The following is a 16,275-nucleotide window of genomic DNA, read 5'->3' as shown; positions in this document are numbered from 1 at the left end:
CTTCAGAACCCCTTCGGACGCTCTGCGCGGCGGACCCACGCTCGACCCAAGCCACCCGCGGCGAGACCCATGGTCGCGCCGGCGGCCACGTCGGACGGATAGTGGACGCCCACGACGAGCCGCGAGAAACACGTCGCGGCGGCTGCCGTGCCGGTGACGGCCGTGGGCAGCAGACCGTGGAACGCCACGGCCGCGGCAGCGGAGGAGACGGAGTGCGAGGAGGGGAAGCTGTGTCGGCCCGCGGTGCGCACGGTCGGCTCCAGACCCGCTATGGCCGGTCGGGGGCGGCGCACGACGCGCTTGATCACCATGCTGGCCACGTGCGCCCCGGCGACGGTCGCGGTGGCGCGCAGCCACTCGGGCCGACGGTCGCGGTCCACCGCGGCGCCGACCAGACCCGCGGCGAGCCAGACACCCGCGTGCTCCCCGGCGAAGGACAGCGCCTTGCTCGTGCGCTGGACGACCGGGTGCCCGGTGCGCCCGCGCACCCCGCGGTACAGGGCGACGTCGGACGCGCCGACGGTCTTGACTACCTGCCCGGTGGCGAACGCTCCACCAAAGGCCATCGATATCCCCAATTCCTACTGCACGTCGAGTGGGCGCCCTGCCCCGAAGTCCGGGGGCCTACGTGCTCCGGCGGTCGTCCCGACCGCCACACGGGCCACTTCCATATGAGCCCGGCGCATGGCACCAATGAGTCAGGGTACGCGAACCTCGCGGGCGCTCTTCGCCGAGTCGGCCCGGTATCGCCCCGAAGGCTCCGCCACCGATCGGGCACCCGTCCTGCGGCTTCGTTCCAGGTCACACGCTGCCGAACGGGGAATATCGCCGGGCCGCGCGGGGCATTTCGTGACGGAACTGTGGCAGACCCGCAGCCTGCGCGAGGCCTGTCCGATGCGCAAGCGCGTCCTTGCGCGTGGTCAGCGCAGCGGCGCCGGGGAGAATCCGCCGACCACGAGCCGGGCCGGCGCGCCGCCGCCGTCGGCCGGCACCGACCACACGTCGCCGGCCGCGCCGGAGCCGGTGGGCAGCGCGTACCCCACCGTGTGGTCGTCGATCCAGATCGCCTGGTCGTCCACGCTGTGGGTCTCCGCGAGCGGCGTCTCGCGCATCGTGGCGAGGTCGAGCACGTGCAGGCGCCATGGGTTGCGGGTGCTCTGCGAGACCTTCTTCTTGAACACCAGCCGGGTCCCGTCCGGGGACAACGACGGGCATTCGACGTTCTCCCGCAGCACGGTCATGGTGCGCGCCGCGAGGTCCCCGCGGACCAGGTAGGTGCGGCCGGTGGTGTTGGTCGACAAGGTGGCGTAGAAGGTGTTGTCGTCGGCGGTGAAGGTGACGCCCCAGAAGTTGCGGTCCGGCGACTTGAGTTCCTTGCCGTCCCGGGTGGTGGTGAAGTCCTCCAGGTTCGCGGTCAGCTCCCCCGTACGGGTGTCCAGGATCGAGGTCCGGGTGGAGAAGGTCATGGACGCGTACGAGTCGCCGTAGACGAACACGGTCCACGACGCCATCCGCCCCGACGCGGAGACCCGGGCCCGGTTGGGTGTGCCGGCCAACTCGATCCGGCGCACCTGGCGCAGGTTCGCGTCCAGGACCAGCGCCACGGGGGTCCTGGTCAGGCCGCCCTCGGTGGCCAGGCACACCGCGGTGCCGCCGGCCGCGTAGACCCGGTCGCAGGAGCGCTCGCCCACCGTGCGCGGCCCGCCAGGGTCGGCCGCCGCGACGGTGGCCAGCCGGCCGTACCCCGGGCCCGACTCGGTGCTGCGAAACAGCAGCCGCGGCGCGCCGACCAGACTCAGCGGCGGCCCGCCCGGCGCGGTGCCGGCGCCGCCGTAGAGCCGGTCGTCCTCGCGCCGCACCGCGTACACCGTGTAGCCGATCGCGACGCCCGCGAGCAGCACCAGGACCAGCGCGAACACCAGGACGCGCCGCCGGGTGACCACCGGCCGCACCGGCGCGTCGGCGTCGATGTCAACGGACATCGTGGACCTCCGTGGGTCGCGTCGCCCGCACCCGGCGTCCCGCCAGCGCGAGGGTGGAGCCGAACAGGGCCACCGCGAGGGCGACCGCGAGCACCCGGATCGCCGTGGCCGGCCCCCACGCGGTCCACAACGCGCCGAAGACCATCGAGGAGGCGAACCGGCCCACCGCCTGCCCGGTCTGCACCACCGCCATCCCGCCCGCCCGACCCGCCGCCGGCAACCGCGCGCCCACCGCGGCCGACAACACGCCGTCGGTGGCCGCGTAGAACACCCCGTGCAGGGCGAGCACCGTGAGCAGCAGCGGCACTCCGCCGAGCGGACCGCCCAGGAACAGATACGCCGCCAGCAGCGCGCCGTGCCCGGCCAGGAACACCCGGCGCCGCCCGATCCGGTCGGCCAGCCGCCCCAGCGGCAGCGCCAGCACGAGGTAGACCCCGGCGGTGCCCAGCGGCAACAGCGGGAACCAGTGCGGGCGGATCTCCAGCCGGTGCTGGAGCAGCAGATACACGAACGCGTCGCTGACCGTGACCAGACCGAGCACCGCCGCCACCACGCACAACCGGCGATAGGGCCGATCCCGCAACAGCCTTGCCCCATCGCGCCATCCGGGCCGGTGCTCCTGGGGATCCCGGTGGTCGCGCACGAACAGCACGAGCATCGCCACCGCCACCATGCCGACGCAGAAGCTCACCACGAACACCGCGTCGTAGGCGGTGCCCACCGCGGCCAGGATGGTGAACGCCACCAGCGGCCCGGTGAACGCCCCGACGGTGTCGAGCGCACGATGCACGCCGAACGCGCGCCCCTGCGCCTCGGGCGTGCCGGACAGCGAGATCAGCGCGTCGCGCGGCGCCGTACGCAGCCCCTTGCCCGCCCGGTCGGCGGCGAGCACCGCGCCGATCCCCGGCACCGAGGCGCCGACCAGCGGCAGGCCGAGCTTGGCCACGGCGGACATCCCGTAGCCGACCACCGCGACCGGCTTGCGGGCGGCGAACCGATCCGCGAGGTGGCCGCCGACCAGCCGCAGGAAGACCGTGACACCGGAGTACAGGCCGTCCAGGAAGCCGAACTGAAGCATCGTCAGGCCCAGGCCCGTGACCAGGTAGAGCGGCATCACGGCGGTGACCATCTCGGAGGAGATGTCGGTGACCAGACTGACCATGCCCAGGGCGATCACATTGCCGGTGACTCCCACACCGCGCCCCGATCCGGGCCGCGCGAGCGGCGCATCCGCACGTGTGGACGAGACGTACACGCCGCACCCTCCCCCGGCTGCCGTGTGACCGATCCCGACCCTAGTGCCGTTCGCGCCGCCGCACCGGAAAACGCCCTCGCGCCCGGGACATCGAAAGGCCCCACCTCCCCGAAGGGAGATGGGGCCTCGCGATACATCCGACTACCCGAGGTTCACCTCGAGGCGTCGTCCGCCCGAGCTCAGCTCTGGCCGCCGGCCAGCTTCTCGCGCAGCGCGGCCAGCGCCTCGTCCGACGCGAGGGCGCCGCCGGTGGTGTCGGCCTCGACCTCGTCGTCACCGCCCGAGGAGTACGCGCCCGCGGCCTCGCCGGCCACGGCCTCCGCCTCGGCCTCGCGGGCCTTGACGACCTGCTGCTGGTGCGACTCGAAGCGCGCCTGGGCGTCGGCGTACTGCTTCTCCCACTCCTCGCGCTGCTTGTCGAAGCCCTCGAGCCAGTCGTTGGTCTCGGGGTCGAAGCCGTCCGGGTAGATGTAGTTGCCCGCGTCGTCGTAGGTCGCGGCCATGCCGTAGAGGGTCGGGTCGAACTCGGCCGTGGCCGGGTCCGCGCCGAACGCCTCGTTGGCCTGCTTCAGCGAGAGGCTGATGCGGCGACGCTCGAGGTCGATGTCGATGACCTTGACGAAGATCTCGTCGCCGACCTGGACGACCTGCTCCGGGATCTCCACGTGGCGCTCGGCCAGCTCGGAGATGTGCACCAGACCCTCGATGCCCTCGTCCACGCGGACGAACGCCCCGAACGGAACGAGCTTGGTGACCTTGCCGGGAACGACCTGGCCGATCTGGTGGGTCCGGGCGAACTGCTGCCACGGGTCTTCCTGGGTCGCCTTCAGCGACAGGGAGACACGCTCGCGGTCCATGTCGACGTCGAGGACCTCGACGGTGACTTCCTGGCCGACCTCGACAACCTCGGACGGGTGGTCGATGTGCTTCCAGGACAGCTCGGAGACGTGCACCAGGCCGTCGACGCCGCCGAGGTCCACGAACGCACCGAAGTTGACGATCGAGGAGACGACGCCCGTGCGGACCTGACCCTTCTGCAGGGTCGTGAGGAACGTCTGGCGCACCTCGGACTGGGTCTGCTCGAGCCAGGCACGGCGGGACAGGACCACGTTGTTGCGGTTCTTGTCCAGCTCGATGATCTTGGCTTCGAGCTCCTTGCCCACGTACGGCTGGAGGTCCCGCACACGACGCATCTCGACCAGCGAGGCCGGGAGGAAGCCGCGGAGGCCGATGTCCAGGATGAGACCACCCTTGACGACCTCGATGACGGTACCGGTGACGATGCCGTCCTCTTCCTTGATCTTCTCGATCGTGCCCCAGGCGCGCTCGTACTGCGCCCGCTTCTTCGAGAGGATCAGGCGGCCTTCCTTGTCCTCCTTCTGGAGAACCAAGGCCTCGATGTGGTCACCGACAGTGACGACCTCGTGGGGGTCCACGTCGTGCTTGATGGAAAGCTCGCGGGACGGGATGACGCCTTCGGTCTTGTAACCGATGTCGAGCAGGACCTCGTCCCGGTCGACCTTGACGATCACGCCATCCACGATGTCGCCGTCGTTGAAGTACTTGATCGTCTCATCGATCGCTGCGAGGAAGTCTTCCTCGGAGCCGATGTCGTTGACCGCCACCTGCGGGGTGGTGCTGGGCGTGGCCTCGGTGCTGCTCGTCATGTGGGTAAGGGCTCCGGGTACGGACAGAAGTCGTTTTCAAACACGCTTGTGGACCCGGTTTCGCCCCCGACGACCGCAGTCCATGCAAGAGGATGGCGTGGGATCGACAAAGGTGAGCGCGACCTGCTCCGTCTGAGTTCACGCAGGCCCGCGGCGCAACTTGCAGCATACGGGGCCGACCGGGTGCGGTCAACGCGCACGGGATGCATGCGATCAACCCGGACGTCCCGAAGGGAGTACCCTACGCGCGTCCGTGCCCGCCCGCAGCGATACCGCGGCTTCACCGCACCCTGGGAGCCAAGTGAACCGGCCCACGTCCCACGACCCCCACGCGTCACTGGTCGCACGCTACGTCGACCCCGAGGACGCGGACGGCGTCGACGACGACGCGGTACGCCGCCGGGTCGGCCTCGTCGAGAGTGTGCGCGCGGGCCGCCGGTGGTGGGACGCGAACGCCGACGAGTACCAGGTCGAGCACGGCGACTTCCTCGGCGACGCGCGTTTCACGTGGTGCCCGGAGGGGCTGGACGAGGACCGGGTGAAGCTGCTCGGCCCGGTCGAGGGGCGCACCGTTCTCGAAGTGGGCGCGGGCGCGGCGCAGTGTTCGCGGCGGCTGCTCGCGCGCGGCGCGTTCCCGATCGCGCTCGACCTGTCGCTGCGCCAGCTCCAGCACTCGCGCCGACTGGACGCCGAGCACGGCACCCGGGTGCCGGTGGTGCAGGCCGACGCGGGCCGGCTGCCGTTCGCCGACGCGAGCTTCGACCTGGCGTTCTCCGCGTACGGCGCGCTGCCGTTCAGCCCCGACGGGGCGGGGATCATGCGCGAGGTGTTCCGGGTGCTGCGTCCGGGCGGGCGGTGGGTCTTCTCGATCACCCACCCGATCCGCTGGGCGTTCCCGGACGAGCCGGGGCCGGAGGGGCTGACCGCGGTCGCCTCGTACTTCGACACGACCCCCTACGTCGAGCAGGACCACACCGGCCGCGCCACCTACGTCGAACAACACCGCACGCTCGGTGAGCGGGTGCGCGAGGTGGTCGGCGCCGGCTTCCGCCTCCTGGACATCGTCGAACCGGAGTGGCCCGACGACCTGGAGTCGACCTGGGGCGGCTGGAGCCCCCTGCGCGGCCGCCTGCTCCCGGGCACGGCGATCTTCGTCTGCGCCAAGGACTGAACAAGCCGACCCCGACGGACGGCCGAGGGGCCGTGCCAGGCCGCCCCCGAAGCCTTGAACCCGCAGGATCCACACCGAACGCAACAGGCGGAGCGGGCGGGCACACCAATCCGCGCGAAGCGCGGCCTCCCACACCAACCTCGCGCGCAAAGCGCGCTACGGCACCTCGGCCAAGGACGGCGCCGCCCCCTCCCCGACCGGCGGTCGCGGCCGAGCCGCCCTGCGGTCCGCCACGAACTGCAACGCCACGGCCGTCAGGAAGAACAGCACGCCCACCACGATCAACGCCAACGGCACCGTGTCGTGCAGCAGGCGCAACTTCCCGCTCCAGTCCTTCGCGTCCGCGACGAGCGCGGCCGACCACTCCGGGCGGAGCTTGAAGGTGCCGTCGAAGACCTTGGTGACCGCCGGCTTGGCGTTGGGGTCGTCGGCCGGCGGGGACGTGCGCAACTCCTCGGTGCGGGTCTCCTCGATGTACACCGGGATCCCGGTGACCGGCTCGACCCACATCTTCCGCGTCGCGGTGTACCAGAGCTGCATGCCCTCCTTCTCCACCGCGACCGGGTCCAGGCCGCCCGGGAGTTGCCTGGGCATCGGGATCTTCATCCACGGCACGACCTGCTCGAAGCGGTACGTCCGCAGGCCGTCGCGCCGGGCGGTGCCCTTGTACGAGATCACGTTCGCGCTGTGCGCCTGCGAGTCGTAGTAGTTGTAGTCGCGCTTGCCGGTGAAGAACGGCCACTTGTAGGCGAGGCCGGTGTGCGCGGCCGGGGCGCCGTCGACGGATTCGCCGCAGCAGTTCTTCGGGATCTGGCCGGCCGCGTCGAACGCGTAGCGCTCGGGCAGTTGGGTGACCACCTTGCCGGTGCCGTCCACCACGGCCAGGTTCAGGTCCCACACCACGGTCGAGCCGTGGCTGTCCTTGGCATTGGGCCGGATCGTTTGGATCGCGGTGACCTTGGCTTTGCCCGGGCCCTCGGGCGCGCCCAGGAGCGTGGCGTTCGTCGCGTCCAGGACCACCACCCGGTAGGCGTCCTCGCCCGCGAGCGCCTTGGCCACCAGTCTCGGGAGGACGAACTCGCGCAACAGCGGCGCCAGGGCCACGCAGAACACGGCCGCGACCAGGAGGATCAGACCGGACTTACGACGCATCGAGGTGGACCCCTTGACGATGGAACCGGGTACGGATTCGCGCCGGCGTGTTCAGGGGCGCGCGGGCGGGCTCGTGACCTGGAGCGGCTTGTGCACGGGGCCGGGGTCCGCGGCGGCGCACGCGTTCAGCACGAACGCGGCCCCGACCGCGAGGAACGCCCCGGCCACGACCGCTGCGAAGGAACGCATTCGGCGGTCCCACCTTTCCTGCTGCCCCGGCCGACGCCGCGACGGTCGGCGATGGGGCACGGTAGCAAGAAACGAGAACAGGTTCCCGTTTTTTGCGGATCGGATTCTGCTCGGGTTCGGGCCGGCTACCGACTGCCCGCCGTCGAGGCGTCGGCCGACGACGCCGCCGCCGAGGAGGACTGCTCCGGCGCCGCGGACGCGCTCGACGAGATCGGCGGCGTCACCGACCCCGACGCGCTCGCCGTCGCGCTCTTGGACGGGTCGCCCGTCGCCGGCTTGGTGCCGGCGGGCTTCGTGGTCGGCGCCTTGGTCGTCGGCTTGACCGGCTGCCGTGCGTCGGGCACCGAACGCGCGCCCGTCGCGTAGTAGGTCATCCACGAAGTGACCGTGCGCAGGTACTCGTTGGAGTGGTTGTAGCTGAGGATGGCCGCGTTCAGCCCGGCCCCGGTGGACAGGTCCCGGTTGCCCGCGCACAGGTAGCGCCCCGCGGTGAGGGTCGCGTCGAAGATGTTCTGCGGGTTGGCCACGCCGTCCCGGTTGCCGTCCATCGCCCAGCCCTTCCAGGTGGACGGGATGAACTGCATCGGCCCCACGGCGCGGTCGAACTCGGTGTCGAAGTCGTAGCGTCCGCCGTCGGTGTCGGTGATCCGGGCGAACTGTCCGCCGTCCAGGCGCGGACCCAGGATCGGGGTCACCGACGTGCCGTCCACGGTCACGTTCCCGCCGTACGCGTGCTCCGACTCCACCCGGCCGATGCCCGCGAGCAGCGTCCACGGCAGTTTGCAGCCGGGATCCATCCGGGCCAGGTTCGACGCCGCCTGCTGATACGCGAGCAGCACCGTCTGGGGTATCCCGCCGGTCCCGGTCGCGGAGGTGCCCCGCGGCCCGGCCGAGGACGTCGCGCCCGGGGCGGCCGTGGTCGCCGGCGGCGTGGTCGCGGTGGTCGCGGCCCCCGGCAGCGCGGCCGGCACCACCGGCGGCGGCAACTCGAAGTGCGCCGGCCCGCCGCCGTTGACCGAGGTGCCGCCGATCGGCGCCGCGTCCGACAGGCGCGGCAGATCGGAGGTGGGCACCCGGTGCGCGGTGACCATGGTGAACGGGGACTGCACCGCCGCGCCGCACGCCAACACGACCAGGATCGCCGCCGCGCCGCCCAGCCACGGATTCAGGATCCGTCTGCGCTTGGCCGGCTCCTCGGACCCGCCGGACGTCGGCGGCTTCTCGGGTCCGGGCGTGCTCTCGGACGCGGCCGCGGGCGCGGCGGCGGATGTCCGCTCCGCCGACACCCCGCCGGCGTCCCCCTGCGATTCGCCCGGCTTCCGCGGATCGGGCCCCGATTCGGCCTCTTCCACGAAGCTCCCCCCTCTGTGCGCGAGTTCGACGGCGCACCGGTCGTCGACGACTCCCGGTGCCCGTGCGAACCTATGCCGGCTTCGGCCGGCTCTCCACCCCCACGGCGCACTCGTTCCGGATCAGTGACCGGCGTCCTCCCAGTTCGCCCCGAAACCGACCGAGACGTCCAGCGGCGCCCGCAGCGGATACGCGCCGGCCATCTCCCGACGCACCAGCGTCTCCAACCGCTCCCGCTCGCCGGGCGCCACCTCCAGGACCAGTTCGTCGTGGACCTGGAGCAGTATCCGCGAGGCCAGCTTCTCCTCCCGCATGGCCCGATCCACCGCGAGCATCGCGACCTTGACGATGTCCGCCGCCGAACCCTGGATCGGCGCGTTCAGCGCCATGCGCTCGGCCATCTCGCGCCGCTGCCGGTTGTCGCTGGTCAGATCCGGCAGATAGCGCCGGCGCCCGAACACGGTCTCGGTGTAGCCGGTCTGCCGGGCCTCCTCGACCACCTTGTGCAGGTAGTCGCGCACCCCGCCGAACCGCTCGAAATAGGTCTCCATCAGCCCGCGCGCCTCGGCCGGCTCGATGTCCAACTGCTGGGACAGGCCGAACGCGGAAAGCCCGTACGCCAATCCGTAGGACATCGCCTTGATCTTGCTGCGCAGCCCGTGGTCCACCGCCTCCGGCGCCACCGAGAAGACCTGCGCGGCCATCGTCGAGTGCAGGTCCTCGCCCGAGGTGAACGCCTCGATCAGCGCCGTGTCCTGCGACAGGTGGGCCATGATCCGCAGTTCGATCTGGCTGTAGTCGGCGGTGAGCAGCCCCTCGAAGCCCTCGCCGACCACGAACGCGCGCCGGATCAGGCGCCCCTCCTCGGTCCGGATCGGGATGTTCTGCAGGTTCGGGTCCTGCGAGGACAACCGGCCCGTGGCCGCCACGGTCTGGTTGAACGTGGTGTGGATGCGCGCGTCGTCGGCGACCGTCTTGATCAGGCCCTCGACCGTGGTGCGCAGCCGGGTCTGGTCGCGGTGGCGCAGCAGGATCACCGGCAACTCGTTGTCGGTCTGCGTCGCCAGCCAGGTCAGCGCGTCGGCGTCGGTGGTGAACCCGGTCTTGATCTTCTTCGTCTTGGGCAGGCTCAGCTCGGTGAACAGGATCTCCTGCAACTGCTTGGGCGAGCCCAGGTTGAACTCGTGCCCCACCGCGGCGTGCGCCTCCTCGGTGGCCTGCTTGACCGCCGCCGCGAACTGCTCCTGCAACCGCTCCAGATAGGGCAGGTCGGCCGCGATGCCCATCTGCTCCATGTGCGCGAGCACCGGCAGCAGCGGCAACTCCATGTCGCGCAGCAGCTCCAACCCGCCCTTGGCGGCCAGCTCGGTATCCAGCGCCGCCGCCAGATCCACCACCGCCCGCGCGGCCAGCATCAGCGCCGCGCCCGGCTGCGCGTCGGCTTCGTCGGACATGTCGAGCGCCAACTGCCCCTCGCCCGAACCGCCCGCGTCCACCCGCAACTCGCGCCCCAGGAACCGCTCCACCAGGCCCTCGAGCGCGAACGAGCGCTGCCCCGGCAGCACCAGGTAGGCGCCCAGCGCGGTGTCACTGGTGATCCCCCACAGCGCCCAGCCGCGCGCGGCCAGTGCCAGGATCGGCCCCTTCGCGTCGTGCACCGCCTTGGTCCGCCGCGGATCCGCCAGCCACGCCGCCAGCGCCGCGTCGTCGCCCTCGTCCATCGTCAGCGGATCCACGAACGCCGCCGAACCGTCGGCCGCGGCGAACGCCAGCCCCCGCACCTCACCCGTGCCGCGCCCCCACGACCCGTCCACCGCCAGCCCCGTGCGCTCCGCGCCCGCCGCATGCTCGGCCAACCACTCGGCCAGCGCGCCCGGCGCGACCACCGTGGTGTCCATCTCGAAGCCCGGCTCGGGCTCCGCGACCGCGACCACCGCCCCCGGATCCACCGCCCACAGCCGCTCCCGGAAGCTCGCGTTGCGAAACTCCAGCGCGTCGAGCACCACCTCGACCGCCTCCCGGTCGAACGGCCTGCGCTCCAGATCCGTCGGCGCCACGTCCAACTCGACGTCGCGCACCAACTCGGTCAGCCGCCGGTTCAGCTTCACGTTGTCCAGGTTGTCGCGCAGATTCTGCCCGGCCTGGCCCTTGACCTCGTCGGCGCGCGCCACCAGCTCGGCAAACGAGCCGAACTCGCGAATCCACTTCGCCGCGGTCTTCTCGCCCACCTTCGGAATGCCCGGCAGGTTGTCGCTCGGGTCGCCGCGCAGCGCCGCGAAGTCCGGATACTGCGCGGGGGTCAGCCCGTACTTCTCCTCCACCGCGTCCGGCGTGAACCGGTGCAGCTTGCTCACGCCCATCATCGGATACAACACCGTCACATCCGGCGTGACCAGCTGCAACGCGTCGCGGTCACCGGTGAGGATCAGCACCTCGAAACCCTCGGCCGCGGCCCGGGTCGCCAGCGTGGCGATCACATCGTCGGCCTCGAAGCCGGCGACGCGCATCGTCGGCACGCCCATCGCCGTCAGCTCCTCGACGATCAGCTCGACCTGGCCCTTGAACTCCTCCGGAGTCTCCGAGCGGTTCGCCTTGTAGTCGGGGAACTCCTCGGTGCGAAACGACTGCCGGGACACGTCGAACGCCACACCCAGATGGGTCGGCGCCTCGTCGCGCAACACGTTCACCAACATCGACGTGAACCCGTAGACCGCCTGGGTCGGCTGACCCGTCGCGGTACTCATCGACGCTTCCTTGAGCGCGTAGAAGGCCCGGTACGCCAACGAGTGCCCGTCGAGGAGCAGGAGTCGCGGCCGGGAACCGGCGGGAACGGAGGTCTGGGGGGTCCGAGTAGCTGCCACGACCGCGATCCTAGGCTGTCAGGCCGACACAACCGTGTATCCGACAGGAGCGCACCATGCCCGACGAGACCACCCCGCCCAGCCTCGACGAGATCCTGGCCGCCATGAACCTCGACAGCCGGGGCACCCTCGCCGACCGCATGGGGATCGAATTCGTCGAGGCATCCGCCCAGCGTGTGGTGGCCACCATGCCGGTCAAGGGCAACACCCAGCCCTACGGGCTGCTGCACGGCGGCGCGTCGTGCGTACTCGCCGAAACCCTCGGCTCGGTGGGCTCCGCGCTGCACGCCGGCCGCGACGCCATGGCCCTGGGCATCGAGATCAACGCCACCCACCACCGCTCCGCCGACGCCGGCGTGGTCACCGGCGTGGCCACCCCCGTACACCTGGGTCGCACCCTGGCCACCTACGAGATCGTGATCACCGACGAGCACGACCGGCGGATCTGCACCGCGCGGCTGAGCTGCCTGATCAAGCGCCCCTGACGCCGCCGACCGGCGCCGGGACCGCGCGGCGAAGGGGCCGACCCCCTCCGCCGCGCGGACACCTTCGCGCTACGCGCCCTCGCCCAGATACGCCTCGCGCACCTTCGGATCCGACAACAGCCGATCGGCCGGCCCGGACAACACCACCGACCCGGTCTCCAGGGCATAACCCCGATGCGCCAGCCGCAACGCCTGCGCGGCGTTCTGCTCGACCAGCAACACCGTGGTGCCCTGCTCGTTGATCTCCCGGATGATCTCGAAGATCTGCGCCACGATCAGCGGCGCCAGACCCATCGACGGCTCGTCCAGGAGCAGCAGCTTGGGCTGCCCCATCAACGCGCGCCCGATCGCCAGCATCTGCTGCTCGCCACCCGACAACGTGCCCGCCAACTGCTCACGGCGCTCCGCCAGCCGCGGGAACAGCTCGAACACCCGGTCCAGTTCGGCCTTGGGCACCGACTTGAACCGGTAGGCGCCCATGTTCAGGTTCTCCGTGACGGTCATCGCCGGGAACACCCGACGACCCTCCGGAGAGTGCCCGATGCCGAGCCCCACCACATGATGCGCCGGCACCCCGTCGATGCGCTCGCCGCGCCAGCGCACCTCGCCCGCACGCGGCGTCAACAACCCCGAGATGGTGCGCAACGTGGTGGTCTTGCCCGCCCCGTTGGCACCGAGCAGGGCCACGATCTCGCCCTCGTTCACCTCGATGTGCACACCCTTCAACGCCTGGATGGCGCCGTAGAACACGTGCAGATCGTCCAGCTCCAGCATCTTCTTCCGGGGCGGTACGGCGGTACCGGCGGCCGACTCGGCCAACCCGACCGCGTCCGCGCCCGCGGCGTCGGCGGCGCTCATCGCTGCTCCTCCCCGTCCCGCTGCGCGGGGACCGAACCGTCCTCGGCCACCCCGCCGATCTCGGCCTGCGTCGCACCGGTCATCTCGGCGGCCATCTCCGCGCCCAGATACGCGGCCACGACCTCCGGGTCGCGCTGCACCTCGGCGGGCGAACCGGAGGCGATCACCTTGCCGAAGTTGAGCACCGTGACCCGGTCCGCCACCGACATCACCAGGCGCATGTCGTGCTCGATCAGCAGCACGCTGACGCCCAGTTCGCGGTTGATCCGCCGGATCAGCACCTCCAGGTCGAGCTTCTCGGTCGGGTTGGTGCCCGCCGCCGGCTCGTCCAGGAGCAACACCTGCGGATCGGTGGCCAGCGCCCGGGCGATCTCCAGGCTGCGCTGCTGACCGTAGGACAGCGACGCGGCCAACTCGTTGAGCAGCCCGTCCAGACCGACGAAGTGCAACAACTCCAGCGCCCGCCGGTCGCTCTCGCGATCCTCGCGGCGCGCGTTCGGCAACCCCAGCATGATCGACACCGGGCCCGACTTCTGCCGGGTCTCCGCCGCGATCTTGACGTTCTCCAGCGCGGTCAACGCGCCGAACAGGCGAATGTTCTGGAAGGTGCGGGCGACCCCGAGCCGGTTGACCAGATGCGGCTTGCGACCGAGCAGCGAGTGCTCGCCGCCCGACCGGTCGCGCAGCACGATCGTGCCCTCCTGCGGGACGTACATCCCGGTGAGCGAGTTGAACAGCGACGTCTTGCCCGCGCCGTTCGGCCCGATCACCGCCAGGATCTCGCCCCGGTTCAGGTCCAACGCCACATCGGACAGGCCCACCAGGCCGCCGAAGCGCAGCGTCACGCCGCGCACCCGCATCACCTGGTCGCCCGGATCCACCCGCGGCCGGTCGTCCGCCTTCGTCGTGGTGATGCTCACGTCATCCTCCCGCCGGCCGGCTCCGACATCGCGTCCGCGTCGCCGAGACCCGCCTTGGCCATGCTCAACTCGCGCTTGCGCCGCACCGACGGGATCAAGCCCTGCGGGCGGTAGATCATCATGACGATCAACAGCGCCCCCAGGTACATGAAGCGGTCGTTCGGATCGACCCAGTCCTTCATGTACTGCGGCAGCCAGGCCAGGAACGCGGTACCGATGATCACGCCCCACAGCGAACCCATGCCGCCGAAGATCACGTACGCGACCACCAGGACCGAGAACAGCAGCAGGAAGCTCTCCGGGCTGATGAAACGCGCCTTGCTCGCATACGCCACCCCGGCGATCCCGGACGTCGACGCGCCGATCGCGAACGCCATCAGCTTGAACTTCACCGTCGGCACGCCGGTCGCCGACGCGGCCACCTCGTCCTCGCGGATCGCCGTCCAGGCCCGGCCCACCCGGGAGTGCTCCAGCCGCAGGAACGCGATGATCAAAATCGTGGCGATGCCGATCAGCAGGTACCAGTAGGGCACCGGATCCAGTTCCCAGTCGTAGTCGATCGGACCGATGTGGATCCCGAAGTTCGAAATGCCCTGGACACCGCGCGGGCCGTTGGTGAACCCGTCCGCGTTCTTGGCGATCAGGTAGATGATCTCGTGGAAGCCGAGCGTGACGATCGCCAGATAGTCACCGCGCAGCCGCAGCGTCGGCGCACCGAGCAGCAGCCCGGCCAGCAGACACGTGGCCACCGCCACCGGGATCACCAGGAACGCGTTCAGCTTGAACGGCGGATCCACCGGCATCGCGCCGGTCCAGTACGCCGTGCTGTACGCGCCGATCGCGAAGAACGCGATGAAGCCCAGGTCGAGCAGACCCGCCCAGCCGATCACCACGTTCAGCCCGATCGCGAGCAGGACGTAGATCGCCACCTCGTTGACCAGGACCTGGTTCCAGAAGGTGGACAGCAGGTTCGGCAGCAGGATCAACAGGCCGATCACCACCGCCGAGAAGCCGAGCCGGACCCAGATGATCCGGCGCAGATCCGCCGTCTTCGCCCTGGCCTGCGCCGCCACCGCCTTGACCGGCTCGGTCACCGGTGTGGTGAAGCGGTCCAGCGGGCCCACCTTCGGCCCCAGGAAACGCTGATAGAGCGGCTTGCCGAACTCCATCACCGCCCACAGCGCGACCGCGCCGAGGATCCACCAGACCACGCGCATCGAGCCGAGGGTCTTGTCCAGCGAGAAGAACACGTCCTCGCGGCTGCCCTGCGGACCGCTCATCACGTCCAGCAGCACGGCCGCCGCGACGGTGCCCACGAGTCGGCCGTACATCGGGTGCTGATACCAGCGCTTGCGCCGCAGCTTGGCCAGCGTGGCCGCGGTCGGCGCGAAATCCGTCTGTGTCGTGGTCGTGGTCACGCCGACCTCCCCAAGCGCTCGCCCAGGATGCCGGTCGGCCGGAACATCAGCACCAGGACCAGCACCGCGAAGGCGCTGACGTACCGCCACGACTCACCGAAGATCGGCGAGGAGAAGCTCTCCACGATGCCGAGCAGCATGCCGCCCATCATCGCGCCGCGGATGTTGCCGACCCCGCCGACGACCGCCGCGGCGAACGCGGTGATGCCCGGCAGGAAGCCCATCGTGAACGACAGTTGCAGGTGCAGGCCGAACAGGAAGCCGGCGATGCCACCCATGAAGCCGCCGATGATGAACGTACGCGAGATCACCTTGTCGATGTCCACACCCATCAGGCCCGCCGTCTCGGCGTCCTGCGCCACCGCCCGGATACCCGAGCCCAGCTTGGTGCGGTTCACCAGGTAGTCCAGGCCGACCATCATCAGCACGGCCGCACACACGATGAGCAGCTGCAGGATGGTCACCTGGGTGCCGAAGATCGAGAAGACCTTCTTGTTCTCGAACACCGTCGGCAGTGCGCGCGAGTCGCGGCCGAACAACTTCCCCGCAAGGTTCTGCAGGAAGTAGGAGGCCCCGATCGCACTGATCAGGAACGCCAAACGTGGCGCGTTCCTGCGTCTGAGCGGTCTATATGCGACTTTTTCCAAAGCGAAGGCCGTGGCCGCTCCGGCGGTACCGGAAACGGCCAACCCCGCCGCGACCAACAGGACCGACACCAGTGCCGTCGGGTTGGCGCTCGGGTCGATCCAGGTCAAGGCGAGCAGAGCCGAATAGGCGCCCACCATGAAGACTTCGCTGTGTGCGAAGTTGATGAGCTGTAGCACACCATAGACGAGGGTATAGCCGATGGCGATGACCGCGTACAGCGCACCGAGCATGATCCCTGGAATAAGGTAATCCAGGATTTCATCAGGTTGCATAAGGAAAGCTTCCTCAAGAAAACCGGACGGGCCCGGACCCTCCCGAA

General features: G+C 70.4%; 14 protein-coding genes. 2 read left to right on the top strand and 12 right to left on the bottom strand.

Annotated elements, in window-relative coordinates; genetic code table 11:
• Nucleotides 1–2: 2 nt before the first annotated feature.
• The 4 genes from B4N89_RS22645 to rpsA form a co-directional block, all read right to left on the bottom strand.
• Nucleotides 3–566, bottom strand: coding sequence for a phosphatase PAP2 family protein (locus tag B4N89_RS22645; RefSeq protein WP_078977656.1), 564 nt, complete (start codon nt 564–566; stop codon nt 3–5).
• Between the two features lie 354 nt (nt 567–920).
• Nucleotides 921–1,982 (bottom strand): hypothetical protein, encoded by a 1,062-nt coding sequence (locus B4N89_RS22640; RefSeq protein WP_078977655.1) that lies wholly within the window; start codon nt 1,980–1,982, stop codon nt 921–923.
• Nucleotides 1,972–3,237 carry an MFS transporter gene (locus B4N89_RS22635; protein ID WP_078977654.1) on the bottom strand — a complete coding sequence of 422 codons (1,266 nt, stop codon included), beginning with the start codon at nt 3,235–3,237 and terminating at the stop codon, nt 1,972–1,974. Before B4N89_RS22635 ends, B4N89_RS22640 begins: the two co-directional genes overlap by 11 nt.
• A 179-nt stretch (nt 3,238–3,416) precedes the next feature.
• Nucleotides 3,417–4,904 carry a 30S ribosomal protein S1 gene (gene rpsA / locus B4N89_RS22630; RefSeq protein WP_078977653.1) on the bottom strand — a complete coding sequence of 496 codons (1,488 nt, stop codon included), beginning with the start codon at nt 4,902–4,904 and terminating at the stop codon, nt 3,417–3,419.
• A 301-nt stretch (nt 4,905–5,205) separates the two neighbouring features.
• Here rpsA and B4N89_RS22625 point away from each other — a divergent pair, with 301 nt between their 5' ends.
• A complete protein-coding gene (locus tag B4N89_RS22625; RefSeq protein ID WP_078977652.1) occupies nt 5,206–6,075 on the top strand; it encodes a class I SAM-dependent methyltransferase in 870 nt (289 codons plus the stop codon).
• 156 nt (nt 6,076–6,231) lie between these two features.
• Here B4N89_RS22625 and B4N89_RS22620 read toward each other — a convergent pair whose 3' ends face one another.
• The 4 genes from B4N89_RS22620 to polA form a co-directional block, all read right to left on the bottom strand.
• Entirely contained in the window at nt 6,232–7,227 is a 996-nt protein-coding gene (locus B4N89_RS22620) for a DUF3068 domain-containing protein (RefSeq protein WP_078977651.1), read from the bottom strand.
• A 51-nt stretch (nt 7,228–7,278) separates the two neighbouring features.
• Nucleotides 7,279–7,416, bottom strand: a complete 138-nt coding sequence (locus tag B4N89_RS49910; RefSeq protein ID WP_161500787.1) for a hypothetical protein — start codon at nt 7,414–7,416, stop codon at nt 7,279–7,281.
• Nucleotides 7,417–7,541: 125 nt separating this feature from the next.
• Complete coding sequence (locus B4N89_RS22615) at nt 7,542–8,768, bottom strand: lytic transglycosylase domain-containing protein (RefSeq protein WP_101897145.1); 1,227 nt, start codon at nt 8,766–8,768, stop codon at nt 7,542–7,544.
• 120 nt (nt 8,769–8,888) lie between these two features.
• The gene (gene polA, locus B4N89_RS22610; RefSeq protein WP_078977650.1) at nt 8,889–11,636 is read right to left on the bottom strand and encodes a DNA polymerase I; all 2,748 of its coding nucleotides are present in this window, start codon (nt 11,634–11,636) and stop codon (nt 8,889–8,891) included.
• Between the two features lie 47 nt (nt 11,637–11,683).
• On the opposite strand from polA, the gene B4N89_RS22605 reads away from it, so the two are divergent.
• The gene (locus tag B4N89_RS22605; RefSeq protein WP_078977649.1) at nt 11,684–12,112 is read left to right on the top strand and encodes a hotdog fold thioesterase; all 429 of its coding nucleotides are present in this window, start codon (nt 11,684–11,686) and stop codon (nt 12,110–12,112) included.
• A gap of 69 nt (nt 12,113–12,181) precedes the next feature.
• Here the strand turns inward: B4N89_RS22605 and B4N89_RS22600 are convergent, their stop codons facing one another.
• The 4 genes from B4N89_RS22600 to B4N89_RS22585 all read right to left on the bottom strand — a co-directional run bounded on the left by B4N89_RS22600 (nt 12,182) and on the right by B4N89_RS22585 (nt 16,228).
• Nucleotides 12,182–12,886 carry an ABC transporter ATP-binding protein gene (locus B4N89_RS22600; RefSeq protein WP_201260998.1) on the bottom strand — a complete coding sequence of 235 codons (705 nt, stop codon included), beginning with the start codon at nt 12,884–12,886 and terminating at the stop codon, nt 12,182–12,184.
• A gap of 80 nt (nt 12,887–12,966) precedes the next feature.
• Complete coding sequence (locus tag B4N89_RS22595; protein ID WP_078977647.1) at nt 12,967–13,890, bottom strand: ABC transporter ATP-binding protein; 924 nt, start codon at nt 13,888–13,890, stop codon at nt 12,967–12,969.
• Nucleotides 13,887–15,308, bottom strand: a complete 1,422-nt coding sequence (locus tag B4N89_RS22590; protein ID WP_078977646.1) for a branched-chain amino acid ABC transporter permease — start codon at nt 15,306–15,308, stop codon at nt 13,887–13,889. Before B4N89_RS22590 ends, B4N89_RS22595 begins: the two co-directional genes overlap by 4 nt.
• Nucleotides 15,305–16,228 (bottom strand): branched-chain amino acid ABC transporter permease, encoded by a 924-nt coding sequence (locus B4N89_RS22585; RefSeq protein WP_235618732.1) that lies wholly within the window; start codon nt 16,226–16,228, stop codon nt 15,305–15,307. Before B4N89_RS22585 ends, B4N89_RS22590 begins: the two co-directional genes overlap by 4 nt.
• Nucleotides 16,229–16,275: the final 47 nt, after the last annotated feature.

The organism is Embleya scabrispora (genome assembly GCF_002024165.1).
GTDB lineage: Bacteria > Actinomycetota > Actinomycetes > Streptomycetales > Streptomycetaceae > Embleya > Embleya scabrispora_A.
Note: the sequence above shows the minus strand (reverse complement) of the source record. Positions and strands in the feature narration are given on the sequence as shown.